Genomic DNA, 17781 nt, shown 5'->3' with positions numbered 1-17781 from the left:
GAACGATGTCGATCACCACCCTCGAACGCCCGCTGGCCGGGAACGACGGCGACGACGGCGACCGCCGTAGAGACGCGCACGCCGAGACCGCCACAGCCCCGCCGGCCCCGACGCACATCCCGTCGAAGGAGGGCGTCGAGATCGGCCCGCGCCGCCGCCTCCGGGAGTCGACACTGGATGAACGTTTCAACATCCTCGGCGCGCTGGTCGCCGGCCCCACCGTCGCCACCCTGCTGTTCGGCTGGTTCACCCCGCTGACCGGGCCGATCGGCTGGGTCGTGGTCGCGTTCCTGGCGTTCATCGGCTTCTACATCCTGCTCGTGTCGCTCCGATCCGACCGTGAGGAGGTGAAGGACCGGGTTCTGACGGTGCTGCTCATCAGCGCGGGCACGATCCTGTTCGGTGCGCTCGCGTTCGTGGTGGTCTACACGGTGGGTCGCGGATCCGTGGCGCTGCCGCACCTCAACTTCTTCACCCAGACGATGCAGCTCGCCGGCCCCCTCGACGGGCTCGACGTGGGAGGTATCTCGCACGCGATCGTCGGCACGCTCATCCAGATCTCCATCGCGCTCGCGATCACGATTCCGCTCGGCATCACGACGGCCGTCTTCCTCAATGAGATCGGCGGGAAGTTCGCCCGGTTCGTGCGCACGATCTCCGACGCGATGACGGCGCTGCCCTCGATCGTGGCCGGTCTGTTCGTGTACGCGGCGGTCATCCAGCTCATCACCCATCAGCGGTCGGGGTTCGCGGCGTCGCTGGCGATCAGCGTGATGATGCTGCCGATCATCATCCGGGCATCCGATGTGGTGTTGAGGTTGGTGCCGGGGAACCTCCGGGAGGCGTCGTACGCACTCGGTTCGACCCGCTGGCGCACCGTCTGGAGCGTGGTGCTGCCGACCGCCCGTTCGGGGCTCGTCACGGCGGTCATCCTCGGCACTGCTCGCGGCATCGGGGAGACCTCACCCGTGCTGCTGACCTCCGGCATCACCGCGGTGATGAACCTGAACCCGTTCGAAGGCCCGATGATCTCGCTGCCGCTCCAGGTGTTCGACTTCGTGAAGTCGCCGGAACCCAACATCATCGCCCGCGGTTTCGGCACGGCCGCCGTGCTCATCCTGCTGGTGCTCCTGCTGTTCATCGTCGCCCGCCTGATCGGCGGCAAGGGCGCGGGGCAGCTCAGCGACCGCCAGCGCCGCCGCGTCGCCCAGCGGTCGGTGGATGACCTCCGGCGCATGACCGTCGAGCGCTACGTGCTCACACCGACCCCCACCAAGGAGCCCTCAGAGTGACCCCCCGCGCCCGTTTCCTCCGTTTTCTCACCGCGACGCTCGCACTCGTGGTTCTGCTGCTCGGCGTCGGCGGGGGAGTGAGTGTGCAGAGCGCCTCGGCTGAGATCTACCTGCCGATCACCGGCAGCGGGTCTACCTGGTCGCAGAACGCCCTCGACCAGTGGCGCAAGAACGTCGCTGCGAATTACGGTATGACGGTCAACTATTCGGGCAACGGGTCGTCGGCCGGCCGACAGGACTTCATCAGCCAGTCGGTCGACTTCGCGGTGAGTGAGATCCCGTTCCAGGCGCACCCCGAAGACAACTCGGCACCCGAGGTGCCGACCAGCGACTACGCCTACATGCCGATCGTGGCCGGTGGTACCTCCTTCATGTACAACCTGAAGATCGGTGGCAAACGGGTCACGAACCTGCGGCTCGACGGCGACGTCATCACGAAGATCTTCACCGGCGTCATCGTCAACTGGAACGACCCCGCCATCGTCGCCGACAACCCCGGCCTCGCCATGCCCGACAAAGCGATCGTGCCGGTTCTGCGCTCGGACGGATCCGGTTCCACGGCACAGTTCACGCTCTGGATGTCGAAGCAGCACTCCGACCTCTGGAACTCCTTCTGCACCTCCGTCGGCCGCCCCGCCCCCTGCGGGCTGACCTCGCAGTACCCCGGTTTCGGCAACGCGAAACTGCAGAGCGGTTCTCTCGGTGTCGCCGGCTACGTCAGCCAGGACTACGGAGAGGGCGCGATCACCTACGTCGAGTACTCCTACGCCCTGAAGTCGGGCTTCCCCGTCGCGAAGGTGCTGAACAACGCGGGTTACTTCGTCGAGCCGACGGCGCCGTCGGTGGCCGTGGCGCTCGTCGGCGCCCAGATCAACAGCGACCTCACGCAGGTGCTCGACGGGGTGTACAACAACACCGACCCGCGAACGTATCCGCTCTCGAGCTACTCGTACATGATCCTGCCGACGGCGACGAACAAGATCTTCACGGCCGAGAAGGGCAAGACCCTCGGCGCGTTCACGAGCTATCTGCTCTGCGAGGGGCAACAGCAGGCGCAGCAGCTCGGCTATTCACCGTTGCCCCTGAATCTCGTGCAGGCGGCCTCCGCACAGGTGAAACGCATTCCGGGCGGTCCGGCGGAAGGCGTCGACCTGGCGAAATGCAACAACCCGGCGCTGAAGATTCTCGATACGGCACCTCAGCCGGTCGACTGCGACAAGCAGGGCCCGAACCAGTGCACGACCGGCACCGCCGGCGCGGTCATCGACACTCCGGTCACCGGATCGGGTTCTGGCGGGAGTGCCGCCGCGGCCCCCACGGCTGACGGTGGAGCCGCGACTGTGGCCCCTGCTGCCGATGCCGCGGCGGCTGCGGCAGCAGCGGCTGCGGCCGCAGATCCGGCAGCAGCGGCGGCAGCCGGAGCTGCCGCATCCAACACCGCGGTCTACGACGCGAACGGGGCCATCGTGAGCGGGAGCGCCGCCGCAGGGGCCTCCGTGGCCGTCAGCAAGCCGCTGACACTGGCCGACCAGGCGTTCGGGCCGCAGCAGATCGTGATGATCTCGGCCGGAGTGCTGCTGCTGCTCGCCATCGTGCTCCCGCCGTTCGTCTCGCGTCGCCTGAAGCGCAACCGGTAGCCGACTCCCTGACGCCCGCTGGCCCCTGAACGAGGGGTCTGAACCCCCGGAATCATGCGGATCCCGGGGGTTCTTCGGCGCGCCGCGAAAAGTGAATCGCGCTCGCCCCAACGTGAAATCTGGCTGGGAGCACTCGTTCCCCGCACGTTCATCTGGGGGCCACTATCCGCCCATATTTTTACCCACGTTCCCCTTTCAAACCGCTGGATTCCAGCATGGAGTTCCCTGTGCCTTCTTCTCCCCGTCACCGCAGCAGCTATCGTTCGCCCCGGCGCACCTGGTTGCTCTCCGGAGCCACCGGCGTCGTCGTCGGGCTCTCGGTCGGCGCGATCGTCGCGCTCTCGGGAGTCGTGCTGCCCGGCGGGATCGCGCACGCCGACGATTCATCGGCTGTGACGGTGAAGGCCTCCGACCAGGACGCGGACATCGCGAACGCTCCGGCACCCGACCTCGCGGTCACCATCAGCCAGACGCGGGGACTCGTGTCGCAGGGGCTCACGATCTCGTGGACCGGAGGCAAGAAGTCCGAGCTGCCCTCCACCATCACCGGCGGGGCGGACTTTCTGCAGATCGCCCAGTGCTGGGGCGACGACCCGAAGTCCAGCACTCCGGCGCCCGATCGCACCACCTGCCAGTACGGAGGGTTCTCGAGCCCCGGCGCCTCGCGCGACAACTACCTGGGCAGCATCGACGATGTCGCTCCCCAGGACATGGACTACACCGTGCCGTCGACCAACTTCGCGGTGCCGACCTACACGTCGATCCCCTTCCGCGCTGTGACCGGCGAGACCGTGGCCTCGGTCAAGGACGGCGTGCACGACGAGACGGTCGACGTGAACCAGAACCCGTTCTTCACGAAGTACACGACCAACGAGGTCAAGTGGATCGGGTCGGGCGACAACGGTACCGGCAGCGCGAAATTCGAGGTGCAGACGGCGTTGCAGGCACCGGGCCTCGGCTGCGGCGCTCCGGTCACGGCAGCCGACGGCAGCAAATCCGGTCGCGCATGCTGGCTGGTCATCATTCCGCGTGGCGAAAAAGACCCAGGCAGCGCCGGTATCGACCAGTCGGGCCTCTTCTATGACACGTGGAAGCACCGCATCGCGGTCAAGCTCACCTTCAACCCGCTCGGCGTGAACTGCCCATTCGGCGCGGCGGAACGCCCGATCGCCGGCAGCGAGCTCGTGGCCGCCGCCGTGGCGTCGTGGCAACCGGCGCTCTGCAATGCGGCCGGCGGTTCGGTGTACTCGATCAGCACCGGAGCGGACACCGATGCGGCTCTGGCCGCGAACGGCACGGCCGTCGCGCCGCTCGCTCTGACCTCCCTGCCGCTGTCGGCCGAGGCCAGTGGCGGGGTGGACAATCTCACCTACGCACCTGTCGCCCTGGGTGGCCTGTCGATCGGTTTCGCCGTCGATCGCGTGCCCTCGACTGTGGAAGGCACCCCGCAGTCGGTGATCGATTCGGCGGGCCTGCCGTTCACGTCCCTGAAGCTCACGCCGCGGCTGGTCGCCAAGCTGCTCACGAACTCGTACATCGACTCGCTGCCGACCGGCGCCGACCGTTCGCACGTCGGATACAAGAGTCCCGAAGACCAGGGCAAGAACGCACGCAACCTCACACGGGATCCCGACTTTCTCGCGGTCAACGACCCCGAGTGGCAGCACATGAACGTCATCAGCCCCTCGGTGGCCGACCTGCTCGAGCCCCAGGGGAGGTCGGATGCCGCGACCCAGCTCTGGAACTACGTGCTCTCCGACCCCGCCGCCGTCGCCTTTCTGAACGGCGAGCCCGACGACTGGGGGATGATCGTCAACCCGTGGAGCAGCACGAACGACGAGGTCGTTCAAGCCGTCAGCAAGAACAAGGACTCGAAGGGCCTCGTTCTGCCTCGGGACAGCTTCCCGAAGACCGACCCGATCGACCAGAAGGCGACCGACAACGGCGGCGAGGTGAACCTGGTCACCTGGCGCCCCTACGTCAACGACCTCGACACAGGCGCCTACCTGACTCTGCGCGGCGACGGGCAGACCCTCGGCCAGTGGAACCCCACCGCGGCTACGCCGAAGTACGACAAGGCCGTGCGGAGCCTGCCGGGCGAGCAGAGTGTGCTCGGGCTGACCGACACCTCATCGGCAGCGCGCTACCAGGTGGTCTCCGCCGAATTGCAGAACCCGGCGGGAGAATTCGTCGCCCCGACGATCGATTCGCTGACCGCGGCTGCCGCAGCGATGACGGCCGCGCCGGCCCAACCGCAGGTCTACACGTTCGATCCGAAGAGCGAGGCGGCGAAGGCGGCCCCGACCGCGTATCCGCTGGCCATGCCCATCTATGCCGCCGTGAACCGCACCATGAACGACCCTGCGCTCCGGGCCGACTATGCGGCGTTCATCCGGTACGCCGCGACCAACGGGCAGACGCCCGGCGACACGCTCGGCCAGCTGCCGAAGGGCTACGCGCCGATCCCCTCGGGGTGGGAGGCGCAGGCACTCGTCGCGGCAGACACCATCGAGTCGGGGCGGCTGCCCGTTCCTCCGGTTCCCGAGGCGCCGAACGCAGCCGTCGCGCCGGCAGGCAGCGCGCTGACCCCCGCGCAGGTGCAGGCGGGCGTCGCCGTCGTCCGCCCGGCGGGGGGCGTGTCGGCCCCGGCCCCGGCAGCGATCATCTCCGCTCCCGAGACGGTGGTCGGTGCGACCGGTGCTGTCGCCGCTCCGCTTCTCGGCCCGGCGACACCGGCCGATCCCGTCGGCGGCCCGATCTCTGCCGCTGTGCCCGCAAGCCTCCTCGCCGGATTCGGTGCCGCCTTCGCGGTGCCGTTCCTCTCCCGCATCAGGAGACGCTCCTGATGCCCACATTCTTGGAATCCCGTGACCTCGGCAACGATTGCCGGCGCCGCACCAAGTCGAGACGCCGTGACTGCGGATGCTCGGTAATCACACTCAAAAGAAGGAATCACGCACAGTGAAAATCACGAAAGTTGTTGCCGTCTGCGCAGCAGTTGGCGTCGCCGTTGCCGGCATCGCATTCGCAGCCCCCGCGTACGCCGACCCGGTGTCGAACAGCTACTCGCTGGTCGGCTCAGACACTCTCCAGGATGCGGCCAACGCTCTCGCGAACGGCACCACCGTCACCGGTGCTTCGGTTCGCGTGACGGCCAGCGGTAACTCCATCGGCTCGTTCGACGCCTTCGGCTCCGACTCGATCCAGACCAAGGGTTCGGGCACCTACTTCGCTCGCCCCGCGGGTTCGGGCGACGGCGTCAAAGCGCTCAGCCGTTCCATCGACGGCGCACCGTTCTCGGTGTCCGGCAACTCGACGCCGGCCAGAGCCATCACCGGCCTGGTCGACATCGCCCGCTCGTCCAGCGGCCCCGGCGCAGCGGCGAACACCAGCGGTGTGCTGCAGTACTTCCAGTTCGGCCGCGACGCCCTGTCGTACGCCTACAACGGAACCGGCATCGACCAGCTCACCAAGGCGCAGCTCACGGCCATCTACAACTGCTCGCTGACGACGGTCAACGGCACCGCGGTCACCCCGGTTCTGCCCCAGGCTGCTTCGGGTACCCGCAAGTTCTTCCTGTCGGCCATCGGAATCACCACCCCCGGTTCCTGTGTCGTGCAGCGCGGAGACGCCGAGAACGACGGCACCGTGCTCGTCAACGCCGGTGAGCTCATCCCGTTCTCCGTCGCCAGCTGGGTCGCCCAGAGCAACGGTGCAGCACAGGACCGCACCGGAACCGCTCGTCTCGGCAGCGCCGAGGGATCCGTGGTTCCGTTCACCGGCGCCGACGGCAGCTTCGTTCCGAACCCGACCTACTACGCAGACACCACCTTCGGTCGCGACACCTACGTCGTCGTCGAGGCTGCCCGCGTGAACCCGTCGAGCCCGAAGTACGACCCCGCTCTCGCAGCGCTCATCGATCCCACCAAGTCGAAGAGCCTCACGAACTTCGGTTCGGGCCCCTCCACGTCGGGTGCGGTGAAGACCAAGTTCGGTTTCCTCGCTCCGTCGACCACCGTCTCCATCCGCGCGAACGCGTCCTAGTCACCACACACCTCGCTCTTCACAGAGAATCTGAAAGGCACACCAGAAATGTTGCGTAAGAACGCACTCCGCATCGCCGCCATCGGCGTTGCCGCCGCGTCGCTCGTCGGCGCCTCGGCCTTCTCGGCCACAGCCGCCACCTCGAACGGCTCCGACGCCGTCTACTACCTGTACGACTCCGGCACCGAGGCTCTCATCGCCCCCGGCAGCGTCAACCTGTGGGACGACGACCTCGTCGGTTCCCCCAGCGCCACCGACGCCCGCTCGCTCTTCGCCTGCCCCTCTGACGCGGAGACGGTGCAGACCTTCATCTCGCCGGTCGGCCAGGAGAAGGTGCGCTCCGCGTGGGTCGCCTACGCAGACGGTGGCTTCAAGCCCGGAACCAAGCAGATCCTCGAGCCCGGCGCCAACCTCGGCGCCCAGATCCTGGGTTCGCCCGGTGCCGGTTCGGTCCGGGCTGCCGGTGGCAACTACAGCGTCGGCTTCGCCTGCGAGAAGTTCAACAACGTGGCGCTCTCGTCAGCCGGTATCTGGTTCGCGCCGATCACGGTGACCGCCGGTAGCGGCAACTGGACCTACGCGCTGTCGACCGACAGCGGCCCCGTCACGCCGCCGACCCCCGCGAGCGGCTCGTTCGACCAGACCATCCAGGCGACCACGGTCGCCGGCCAGGACGGCATTCTGACGCTCGTCGCCCCCGCTTCCACCACCACCACGCTCGGCGCTGCAACGCTCGTCGGTGGCCTGTCGACCTCGACCGGCAACCTCGGCACCTTCTCGGTGAAGGATGGCCGCGTCGTCACTCACAAGGGCTGGACGGTGACCACCTCGGTCACCGACTTCACCAACTCGGGCGACTCGGCTGTCACCATCGACAAGAAGCAGCTCGGCATCGAGCCGCTCGCCGTCGGCACCAAGCCCGCCAGCGTCACGCTCGCAGGCGCACAGGTCGCCGGCTCCGCCGTCAACCCGGCTCCGTTCGCCTCGGCCGACAACACCGCCGCGGTCACGCAGACCGATCTCGACGCCAAGCTGACCTTCGTCGCCCCCGGCGACAAGCCGGCTGGCACCTACACCTCGAAGCTCACCGTCACGCTGGCTTCGAAGTAGTCGCACCACCTGCACACACCGGGGGGAGGGTCCGCGCGAGCGGCCCTCCCTTCGATGGTGCGGTGGGGCCGGGAACCGCCCCGCCGCTCCGCCTCCCGTTCACGTCTGGTTCACGCCTCGGCCCGCTGCCCGCAAACCTCTTTTGGATGAATGTACTGTGCCCGAAACAACCGCCCTCCCCTTGACGATGAAGCGTCTCGTCTCCTGCGTTCTCGCCGCGCTTCTCCTGGCGCTGGCGATGGTCGGTGTCTCCACGGCACAGGTCGCCCACGCCGACGACGAGTCCGGCATCTCCGGCTCGCCGTCGGACGGATCCGGTTCCGACGACCGCTCCCGGTTCAGCTACACGATCTCTCCCGGGCAACAGATCAGCGACAGTTACCTCGTCACGAATGCCGGCACGATCCCGCAGACCATGAAGGTCTTCGCAACTGACGCCTACAACACGGATGACGGATCGTACGGACTGCTCGACACGGATGCCGCACCCACCGGCGCCGGCAGCTGGGTGTCGTTCGCCGATGGTGCCACCCAGCTCTCGATCCCACTCGAACCCGGAGCGAGCCAGGTCGTGCCGTTCACCATGAATGTGCCGGCCGACGCCTCGCCCGGCGACCATGCCGCGGGGATCGTCATCTCGGTACTCTCGACCGACGGACAGGTTCTCGTCGACCGCCGGGTCGCCACCCGGCTCTACGCCCGCGTCGCCGGTGCGCTGCAGGCCGCCCTCACCGTCAGCAGCATCTCGGCCTCCTACGACGCCCAGCTGAACCCGTTCGACGGCACGACGACCGTGACCTACACCGTGCGCAACAACGGCAACGTCGCTCTCGGTGCGAATGCGGTCATCGGCGTCAACACCTACTTCGGCATCGCCGCGGGAACACTGCAACGTGCCGAAATCGCAGAGATGCTCCCGGGCAGCACCCGCACCCTCTCGGTGGTCGTGCCGGGCATCGGCCAGCTCGGATACCTGAACCCCTACATCAGCCTCGCGCCGACCGTCGACGCCGATGCCCAGGATCCGGGGCCCCTCGCCACGGTGGACCGTGACACGGTGGCTGTGGCGATGCCGTGGTGGCTGGTCATCCTGGTCGTCATCGCTGCACTCGTCTTCTTCTTTCTGCGCTGGCGCCGTGCCCGTGACGCCAAGAACGCCGTCGCCTGGGCCGAGTACACCGAGGCCGAGGCCAGGCGCCGGGCCGCCGAGCAGCCGGTGGCCGCAGGGTGAGCGGTTCAGGATCGCGTCTCGCGCTCGCCGTGGGTGCGCTGGTGCTGGTCGGGCTCGCCGGCACCGCACTGCTCGGGGCGAACCCCGCCCTGGCCGACGACACCGGTGGGGTCGGCATCACCGTGACGGTGTCGCCCGCTCCGGCGGAACCCGTCACGACATTTCCGCCCGCACCGACTCTGTCGGGCGTGAGCGGCAACGGCAGCCCCTCGCTGCCGAAGCCGTCCACCCCCGGCCTCGGCAGCGGTAGCACCGGCAATACCGTCGTCACCGGTGGGCCCGCTGCCTCCGCACCCGTTCCCACTGCGGACGAGTTCGATCTCGGCGGGATCGTCTTCGTCAGCGGTGTGACGTCGGGCTACGGCTGGAGCATCAACCCGTTCGGCGGTGACTCCCATGCGGAGTTCACCGTGCACAACGTGTCGCAGTTCACGATCGACGGCTCGGCCGGCTTCCAGCTGGTTGGCCCGTTCGGAAACGAGATCGCGCGGGTCGACGGCATCCGGATCGACCAGCTGAAGCCCGACGAATCGCGGGTCATCGAGGCGACCCTGAGTGGGCTCGGCCAGTGGGCGTTCTTCACCACCCACGCGACCTTCACGCCTCCCGAGAACGTGGCCGGAACGGCACTGTCGTCGATCACCCGCGACGGATTCATGTTCGTGCTGCCGTGGTTCGTGCTGGTACTGCTGATTCTGGCTGCCGGAGCGTTCCGGGTCGTCACGATCATCCGGAACCCCCCGCCTGTCATGGCAACGGCGGCGGGCGGGGGAGCGGCGTGACCGCGGTCATCGACGAGCAGGCGGCCTTCGCCCCTGAGGCTCCGGCCCGGGGCGCATCGCCCCGGGCCCCCCGGCTGGCGCGCGGAGGACGGGGGCCGAAACCGCCCCGGGCCCCCCAACCGCCGCGACTGCCCCGCCGCCCGCCGCCGTCCGCGCCCGGGCCCGTCTCGCCTCCCGGACCGGTGCAGGTCGTCGTGCACGGTGTGCTGCTGCTGGTCGCGGCGATGCTGTTCGCCTTCGCCGCCAACCTCATGGTGCTGAGCCAGGTGCAGCACTTCGTCGCCCAGCAGCAGCTCAGCAACGAGTACCGGGTACAGGCGCTCGCCGGCACGGCTCCGGTCAGCGAGGCCACGTTCGACGACCAGCTCGTGGCCGACGGCTCGCCGGTGGGTGTCATCGACATCCCCTCGATCAACGTGCGCGAGGTGATCTCCGAGGGCAGCTCTGCCGACGTGCTGAAGAACGGGCCGGGCCACCGCCGCGACTCCGTGCTCCCGGGCCAGGCGGGTATCAGCACCGTGATGGGGCGGGCGGCGGCGTACGGCGGACCCTTCTCGCGCATCCAGGAACTCGCACCCGGCGACAAGCTCTCGGTGACCACCGGGCAGGGCGAACAGCAGTTCGAGGTCATCGGAGTGCGGTACGCCGGCGACCCCGTGCCGACCTTCACGGGTGGCACGTCGAGACTCACCCTCGTCACTGCGAGGGGCCCTGCGTTCATCCCGACCGGCATCGCGTACGTGGATGCCGAACTGACCAGTGCCGTGCAGCCGGCCGGCAAGCGGCAGACCACCTACCTCGCGCTGCCGGCCGTCGACCAGGCCATGTCGACCGACACGACCACCGCGTGGGCGCTCGTCTTCGCGCTGCAGTTCCTGTTGGTCGTCGAGCTCGCGGCCGTCTGGGCGTTCCGCCGCATCGGGGCGCAGAAGACGTGGGTGGTGTTCGCGCCGCTCTCGATCCTCGCCGCTCTGTTCGTGGCCAATCAGCTCGCCCTGCTGCTGCCCAACCTGCTGTGATCGGCCGCACCGCGGCCGGCCTCCCGCCAGCCCAGCCCACAAACGACACGAAGTGACACACCATGACTGATCCTGCCCCAGACCCCGACGTGACAGAGGTGCTTCCCGCGCTCGGCAACCGGGGTCGACGTGTGCGGCCCCCGGGTGAGGTGGCTGCGTCGTCGCTGCTGCCCGACGCCTCGGCGGCGGCATCGAGTGCCGCTCTCGCGACGTCGGCGGACGCTCCGACGACGGCTCTGCTGAGCACGTCACCACCGGATCTCGCCAAGACGCCCACGCCCCCCGCATCCTCGAAGCCGGCGAGAGCCCCGAAGGCCCAGAAGTCGCCGAAACCGCCGAAGTCGCCCCGTCTGCCGCGCCTCGGCCGACGCGAGAACCCGCCCGTCGCCGCGCCCGACGAGACCACCTGGTTGCCCCTCAGCGGCGCACCCGGCCCGCGGGACTGGTCACCGGTCGCCGGCCCCGACACCGCCCCGGCGCAAGCGGCCTTCGACGGAGTGATCCCGTCCGCCGGAGTCGTTCCCGGCGCCCCGCCCCCCGGCTACGCTTCGGGATACGTCGCCCAGCCCCTGCCGGGAGCGCTGCTGCTGGCGGAGCGGGCGCCGCTCGCGGGGCTCGAGGCGCGCAACATCTCCGCCTGGTTCGGCGACCACCAGGTTCTGGATCGCGTCTCGCTCGACATGCCCGCCGGCGTGATCACCTCGCTGATCGGGCCCTCGGGCTGCGGCAAGTCGACGTTCCTCCGCATTCTGAACCGGATGCACGAACTCGTGCCGAGCGCCAGCCTCGCCGGTGAGGTGCTGATCGAGGGCACCGACATCTACGACCCCTCCCGAAAGCTCGTGGATGCCCGCAAGAGCATCGGCATGGTGTTCCAGAAGCCGAACCCGTTCCCGGCGATGTCGATCTACGACAACGTCGTCGCGGGCCTGAAGCTCACCGGCACCAAGGTGGGGCGCGACGAAAGGGACCAGCTCGTCGAAAGCTGCCTCACGAAGGCGGGGCTCTGGAACGAGGTGCGGGATCGCCTCCGTTCCCCGGGTGGCGGCCTCTCGGGCGGCCAGCAGCAACGGCTCTGCATCGCACGATCCCTCGCCGTCACACCGCAGGTGCTCCTCATGGACGAACCGTGCTCGGCCCTCGACCCCACCTCCACCCGGGTGATCGAGGAGACCATGCTCGAGCTCGTCAACGACGTCACGATCGTGATCGTCACGCACAACATGCAGCAGGCCCAACGGGTCTCGACCCAGTGCGCGTTCTTCCTCGCCTCGCAGGGCCAGCCCGGCGGCATCGTCGAGCACGGCGACACCGAGGCCATGTTCAGCGACCCCATCGACTCCCGCACCTACGACTACGTGAACGGAGTGTTCGGCTGAGGCCCGATGAGGCTCAGCCGCACTACCTCACCCAGCGGTGGGCTGGACGCCTGTCAGCTGAGCCCGGCCGAAACCGAACTCAGACACTCCGCTGTCAACCCCCGGGCATGTTAACCCGGCGTTCACCGAGCGCTCCTAACGTCTCCTCACAGAAACCCACCCGACGCCGAACTGCGACGCCAGGACCCCACACGCACGGCTGGAGGATCATCCGATGGACGTACTCATCACTGTCTTGCTCGTCATCGTCATTGCGCTCGTCTTCGATTTCACGAACGGTTTCCACGACACCGCGAATGCCATGGCCACCTCGGTCGCCACGGGCGCCCTGAAGCCGAAGGTCGCCGTGCTCATCTCGGCGGTGCTCAACCTGGTCGGGGCATTCCTCTCCACCGAGGTCGCCAAGACGATCTCCCAGGGCATCATCAAGGAGGGCGAGGGCGGGATCCAGGTCACCCCCACCATGATCTTCGCCGGGCTGGTCGGCGCGGTGCTCTGGAACCTCGGCACCTGGTACCTGGGCCTGCCGTCGAGCTCGACGCACGCCCTGTTCGGCGGTCTGATCGGCGCCGCCATCATCGGCGCGGGCGTCAACTCGGTCGACTTCGGCGTCGTGCTCTCGAAGGTGGTGCTGCCGGCGCTCTTCTCGCCCTTCGTCGCGGGGCTGGTCGCACTTGTCGCCACCTATGCCGCCTACCGCATAACGCGCCAGGCGCGCACCCGCGGTTCGGACCGCGGATTCCGTCACGGCCAGACGATCTCGGCCTCCCTCGTGTCGCTCGCCCACGGAACGAACGACGCCCAGAAGACGATGGGCGTCATCACGCTCACGCTCGTCGCGGCCGGGTACCAGGATTCCGGTACAGGCCCGCAGCTCTGGGTGATCGGTGCGTGCGGCCTGGCGATCGCCATCGGCACCTACCTCGGCGGCTGGCGCATCATGCGAACGGTGGGCAAGCGCATCACCGATGTGCAGCCTGCACAGGGTTTCGCCGCCGAGACGAGTTCGGCCGCCACCATCCTGATCTCCTCGCACCTGGGCTTCGCCCTCTCGACGACACAGGTGACCTCCGGTGCGGTGGTCGGATCGGGTCTCGGCAAGAAGCTCGCCCGCGTGCACTGGGGTGTTGTCGGCAAGATCGCCCTCGGCTGGGTCTTCACCCTGCCGGCGGCGGCGATCGTGGGTGGGCTCGCGGCCTGGGCCGCCTCCTCCAGCACGCTCGGACTCATCATCGTCGCGGTGCTGGCGCTCGTGCTGGGTGCCGGCTTCTTCGTGCTGGCCAGGCGGCACCCCGTGACGCAGGAGAACGTCAACGAGACAGGCGACGACGCCGCAGACGGTTCAGACGATGCGGGTGCTGAGCTCGCCGGAAAGAAGGCCTGACGACCATGTGGACTCCGGATGCACAGACAGCCGTTCCCGCCGCCCCGCACCTCATCGCCGCGGCTTCCGGCCAGTTCCTCGGAGTCGACTGGGGCGCCTTCGCGGTCGTCTTCGTCATCTCGTTCGTGGCGGCGGTGGTGATCGTGGTGTTCTACGCCCTCGGGCTCCGCCTGTTGGCCGCCGGTTCCCCCGACGACACCGGATCCGAGGGCCACGTCACGAGCGCGGCCCGGGGCGAGCGCCCCGTCGCTGCGACCTTCGGCGGCTACCTGTGCCTCGCCATCGGGGCCGCCGCGGTGCTCTACGGGCTCTACCTGATCATTCCGCAGTTCCACTGACCCGCGAACCCCGGCGGGGCGCGGCTCCGAGTTCGGCCGAGAGCTGTTCGGCGATCTCGGAGACGAGTCGCCCCGCGGCATCCAGGTGCCGGCCGAGGCGTGCCTTCGGTGCGCTCACGTTGATGGCGGCGACGATGTTGCCCCGAAAGTCGAAGACCGGTGCGGAGACTCCGACCACCCCCATCTCGAATTCCTCGTCGACGCTCGCGTAGCCCCGGCGGCGGATGTGCCCGATCTCGGTCAACAGGCTCTCGAAGTCGGTGATCAACGGGATTCCGCCCTCCGCCGCCGGTTCGGGAGGGAGCCCGCTCAGAGGTGCGACCACGGGCGCGACCGGGCCTGTGACAGCACGATCGTTGCCGTGCCGGTCGTACCAGCCGCGGATGTCGGCATCGCTCCAGTCGCTGATCAGCACCCGGCCGGCCGACGTCATCCAGGCGGCCACGCTCACGCCCTCCCAGGCGATGCCCCGGAAGGCGTGCTCGCTCAGCTGGCTGCTGAGGGTGAGCACGCTGTCGCCGCGGAGCACGCAGAGGTGGGCCGTCTCGTGGGTGGCGGCGACGACCCGCCGGAGGAAGGGCACCGCCTGCCGCACGAGCCGGGATTCGAGGGTGCGCGCCGCCAGGGCGTAGAGCTGGTAGCCCAGGCCATAGGTGAGGGTGGCCGGGTCGCGGGCGACGAGCCCCGCATCGGCGAGCGTCGCCAGAGTGCGCGACACCTGTCCCTTGTCGCGCCCGACCAGTTCTGCCAGGCGAACGACCCCGAGTCCGCCCGACTCTTCCGCCTCGGGCGAGCCGAGGACTTCGAGCAGTTCGAGGTCACGACGGAGTCCGGCGGAGTTCCGGCGGGGGGTTGGTACAGCATCCATGACCCCACAGTAGGCCCGTGGTTGTCATATGCACAACTGCTGTTGCGCAAAAGAACACCACCGACGTAGTGTCATCCGTGTCGCACCGGCCAGCACGGCAGCGTGGGGCCGCCACTCAACGAAGAGCAGAGGAGCTGTGCATTCATGACCGGATTCGACCTTCCGGGCCTTCTGGCCTTCTGGGGAAAGCGCTACGACGACATTCTCCAGCTGGTCGGCCAACACCTGCTCGTCGTGGCCGTGGCGCTGCTGCTCGCCACCGCCATCGGTGTCGGTGTCGGCCTCCTCGTCTGGAACAGCCCCGTCGGGCGCTCGCTCGCCGTCACGAGCGCTGCCGTCATCCTGACGATCCCCTCGCTCGCGCTCCTGGCGGCGATGATCCCGCTCTTCGGGCTCGGCTGGGTTCCCACGCTGATCGGCCTGACTCTCTACTCGCTGCTGCCGATCATCCGGAACACCGTGGTCGGGCTCCGCGAAGTGAGCCCCGCGATCATGGAGGCGGCCACGGGCATGGGGCTCTCCCGTGGGGCGGTGCTGCTGCGCATCCAGCTGCCGATGGCCTGGCCGGTGATCGTGACCGGTGTGCGCGTCGCGGCGCAGCTCACCATCGGCATCGCGGCGATCGGCGCCTATGTGGGTGGCCCGGGACTCGGCCAGATGATCTTCCAGGGCCTCAGTTCGCTCGGCTCGAAGAACGCGCTCAACTATGCACTCACCGGCACCCTCGGTGTCATCGTTCTGGCCCTCATCGTCGACGGCCTGTTCACACTCATCACGAAAACGACCACCTCGAAGGGACTGAGGGCCTGACATGACCGACTCCACAGCAGACACCGGCGCGTCACGCGTTCTGGGCGGCCGGCCCACAGAGGCGACCATCCGCACCACGACCACCATCACCACGGTGAAGAACACCAGCGGCGCCCACATCGAACTGAAGAACGTGAACAAGGTCTACGGCGAGCAGACCGTGCCGGCCGTCGAGAACTTCTCGATGGATGTCGAGCCCGGCGAGCTCATCATGTTCGTCGGCCCCTCCGGCTGCGGCAAGACCACCACGATGAAGATGATCAACCGCATCATCGAGCCGACCTCGGGGTCGATCACGGTCGACGGGCGCGACGTGCTGTCGCTGAACCCGAACGAGCTCCGTCGGCACATCGGCTATGTCATCCAGCAGATCGGCCTCTTTCCGCACATGACGATCGCCGAGAACATCTCGGTCGTGCCGAAGCTGCTCGGCTGGTCGAAGGAGAAGACCCGCAACAGGGTGGATGAGCTGCTCTCAGTGGTCCAGCTCGACCCGAAGACGTTCGCGGGGCGCTATCCGAAGCAGCTCTCGGGCGGGCAGCAGCAGCGCGTCGGCGTGGCTCGCGCCCTGGCCGCGGACCCGCCCGTGATGCTGATGGACGAACCGTTCGGCGCGACCGACCCGATCACCCGCGAGAAGCTGCAGGTGGAGTTCCTGCGCCTCCAGGAGTCGATCGGCAAGACGATCATCTTCGTGACCCACGACTTCGACGAGGCCGTGCGGCTCGGCGACCGCATCGCGGTGCTCAGCGACCGGTCGAAGATCGAGCAGTTCGACACCCCCGCGAACATCCTGAGGGCACCGGCCAACGACTATGTCGCTTCGTTCATCGGGCATGGGGCGGCACTCAAGCGTCTCGCGCTGATTCCGCTGTACGACGCGCTGCTCGGCAGGGCAACGGATGCCCGGGGCACAGCGTCACTGTCCGAGACCGATTCGCTCCGGGACGCCCTGGACCTGCTCGTGCTGACCGGCCTGCCGGCCATCGGGGTGACCGACGCAAGCGGAAAGGTCGTGGCATCCGTCACCGTCGACCAGATCTCGGCCGAACTCGGTGATGACGCGGGTGCCGGGGCGCCGGGGGTGCTCTCATGACCTTCGAGGCCGTGATCGAGCGCGACGTCAGCGTTGCACCGGCTGAACTCGGGGTTCGACGGGCACGGTTCTGGACCCTCCGCCGCATCGCCACGCCGATCGTTATCGTGCTGGTGCTGCTGGCCCTGTTCCTCTGGATCCAGACCCTCGAGATCGACTCGATCATGGCGCGCACCCTCAACGCCGACTACATCCTGCTCCGCACCAGGGAGCACCTCGAGCTCACATTCATCGCCTCAGCGCTGGTTGCCGTGCTGGCGATCCCGGCGGGCATCGTGGCCAGTCGCACCACGTCGCGGCTCCTGCGCGGAACGATCCTGACGATCGCCAACATCGGGCAGGCGACGCCGGCCATCGGTTTCATCATCCTGCTCGCGATCATCTGGCAGATCGGATTCCAGACCGCGCTCATCGCCCTGGTGGCGTACTCGTTCCTGCCGGTGCTCCGGAACACCATGGTCGGCCTCTCCCAGATCGACCCCAGCGTCACGGAATCGGCACGCGGCATGGGCATGACTCCGGGCCAGGTCCTGCGGCGCATCGAACTGCCGCTCGCGGTGCCGGTGATCCTCGCCGGGCTCCGCACCTCGCTGGTGTTCTGCGTCGGTGTGGCCACAGTGGCCACGTTCATCGATGCCGGCGGCCTCGGCGACATGATCGTCAACGGGCTGAAGCTGCAGCGCTTCCCCGTTCTCATCACGGGTGCCGTGCTCGTCTCCTGCATAGCCCTGCTGATCGACTGGCTCGCCAGCATCGCCGAAGACCTGTTGCGCCCGAAGGGCGTCTGACCC

Annotated in this window: 15 protein-coding genes; 14 read left to right on the top strand and 1 reads right to left on the bottom strand. The window is 68.2% G+C overall.

Annotated features, from left to right (window positions below; translation table 11 throughout):
* Positions 1 to 5: 5 nt before the first annotated feature.
* From pstA to B7R21_RS15390, 11 genes are all read left to right on the top strand, one after another.
* Entirely contained in the window at positions 6 to 1292 is a 1287-nt protein-coding gene (gene pstA / locus B7R21_RS15440) for a phosphate ABC transporter permease PstA (protein WP_116284112.1), read from the top strand.
* On the top strand, positions 1289 to 2929 hold the full coding sequence (gene pstS / locus B7R21_RS15435) for a phosphate ABC transporter substrate-binding protein PstS (protein ID WP_116284111.1): 1641 nt from the start codon (positions 1289 to 1291) through the stop codon (positions 2927 to 2929). Before pstA ends, pstS begins: the two co-directional genes overlap by 4 nt.
* Positions 2930 to 3156: 227 nt before the next feature.
* Entirely contained in the window at positions 3157 to 5775 is a 2619-nt protein-coding gene (locus B7R21_RS15430) for a hypothetical protein (protein ID WP_147305912.1), read from the top strand.
* Between the two features lie 115 nt (positions 5776 to 5890).
* The gene (locus tag B7R21_RS15425) at positions 5891 to 6973 is read left to right on the top strand and encodes a hypothetical protein (RefSeq protein WP_116284109.1); all 1083 of its coding nucleotides are present in this window, start codon (positions 5891 to 5893) and stop codon (positions 6971 to 6973) included.
* Positions 6974 to 7021: 48 nt separating this feature from the next.
* Positions 7022 to 8083 carry a hypothetical protein gene (locus B7R21_RS15420; protein ID WP_116284108.1) on the top strand — a complete coding sequence of 354 codons (1062 nt, stop codon included), beginning with the start codon at positions 7022 to 7024 and terminating at the stop codon, positions 8081 to 8083.
* 157 nt (positions 8084 to 8240) lie between these two features.
* Positions 8241 to 9314: a hypothetical protein gene (locus B7R21_RS15415; protein WP_147305911.1), complete on the top strand. Its 1074-nt coding sequence runs from the start codon at positions 8241 to 8243 to the stop codon at positions 9312 to 9314.
* Positions 9311 to 10096: a hypothetical protein gene (locus B7R21_RS15410; RefSeq protein ID WP_116284106.1), complete on the top strand. Its 786-nt coding sequence runs from the start codon at positions 9311 to 9313 to the stop codon at positions 10094 to 10096. Before B7R21_RS15415 ends, B7R21_RS15410 begins: the two co-directional genes overlap by 4 nt.
* A complete protein-coding gene (locus B7R21_RS15405) occupies positions 10093 to 11115 on the top strand; it encodes a sortase (protein ID WP_253259842.1) in 1023 nt (340 codons plus the stop codon). The genes B7R21_RS15410 and B7R21_RS15405 overlap by 4 nt, the downstream gene beginning before the upstream one ends.
* Positions 11116 to 11702: 587 nt before the next feature.
* Positions 11703 to 12494, top strand: a complete 792-nt coding sequence (locus B7R21_RS15400; protein WP_216364269.1) for a phosphate ABC transporter ATP-binding protein — start codon at positions 11703 to 11705, stop codon at positions 12492 to 12494.
* 214 nt (positions 12495 to 12708) lie between these two features.
* Positions 12709 to 13878, top strand: a complete 1170-nt coding sequence (locus tag B7R21_RS15395) for an inorganic phosphate transporter (protein ID WP_116284105.1) — start codon at positions 12709 to 12711, stop codon at positions 13876 to 13878.
* Positions 13879 to 13883: 5 nt separating this feature from the next.
* Complete coding sequence (locus B7R21_RS15390) at positions 13884 to 14216, top strand: hypothetical protein (RefSeq protein WP_253259841.1); 333 nt, start codon at positions 13884 to 13886, stop codon at positions 14214 to 14216.
* Here the strand turns inward: B7R21_RS15390 and B7R21_RS15385 are convergent.
* Positions 14197 to 15084: an IclR family transcriptional regulator gene (locus tag B7R21_RS15385; protein ID WP_116284104.1), complete on the bottom strand. Its 888-nt coding sequence runs from the start codon at positions 15082 to 15084 to the stop codon at positions 14197 to 14199. The two genes, B7R21_RS15390 and B7R21_RS15385, sit on opposite strands and share 20 nt — an antisense overlap.
* A 144-nt stretch (positions 15085 to 15228) precedes the next feature.
* Between B7R21_RS15385 and B7R21_RS15380 the strand changes: the two genes are divergently transcribed.
* Genes B7R21_RS15380 through B7R21_RS15370 form a run of 3 tightly spaced genes read left to right on the top strand, consistent with a single transcriptional unit; the run spans position 15229 to position 17778 of the window.
* Complete coding sequence (locus B7R21_RS15380) at positions 15229 to 15894, top strand: ABC transporter permease (RefSeq protein ID WP_116284103.1); 666 nt, start codon at positions 15229 to 15231, stop codon at positions 15892 to 15894.
* A gap of 1 nt (position 15895) precedes the next feature.
* On the top strand, positions 15896 to 16990 hold the full coding sequence (locus B7R21_RS15375; RefSeq protein WP_116284102.1) for an ABC transporter ATP-binding protein: 1095 nt from the start codon (positions 15896 to 15898) through the stop codon (positions 16988 to 16990).
* Positions 16987 to 17778, top strand: coding sequence for an ABC transporter permease (locus B7R21_RS15370; protein ID WP_116284101.1), 792 nt, complete (start codon positions 16987 to 16989; stop codon positions 17776 to 17778). The genes B7R21_RS15375 and B7R21_RS15370 overlap by 4 nt, the downstream gene beginning before the upstream one ends.
* Positions 17779 to 17781 lie beyond the last annotated feature (3 nt).

Source organism: Subtercola boreus, assembly GCF_003399625.1.
GTDB lineage: Bacteria > Actinomycetota > Actinomycetes > Actinomycetales > Microbacteriaceae > Subtercola > Subtercola boreus_C.
The sequence above is the reverse complement of the archived record's forward strand: the minus strand, read 5'-3'. Positions and strand labels throughout refer to the sequence as shown.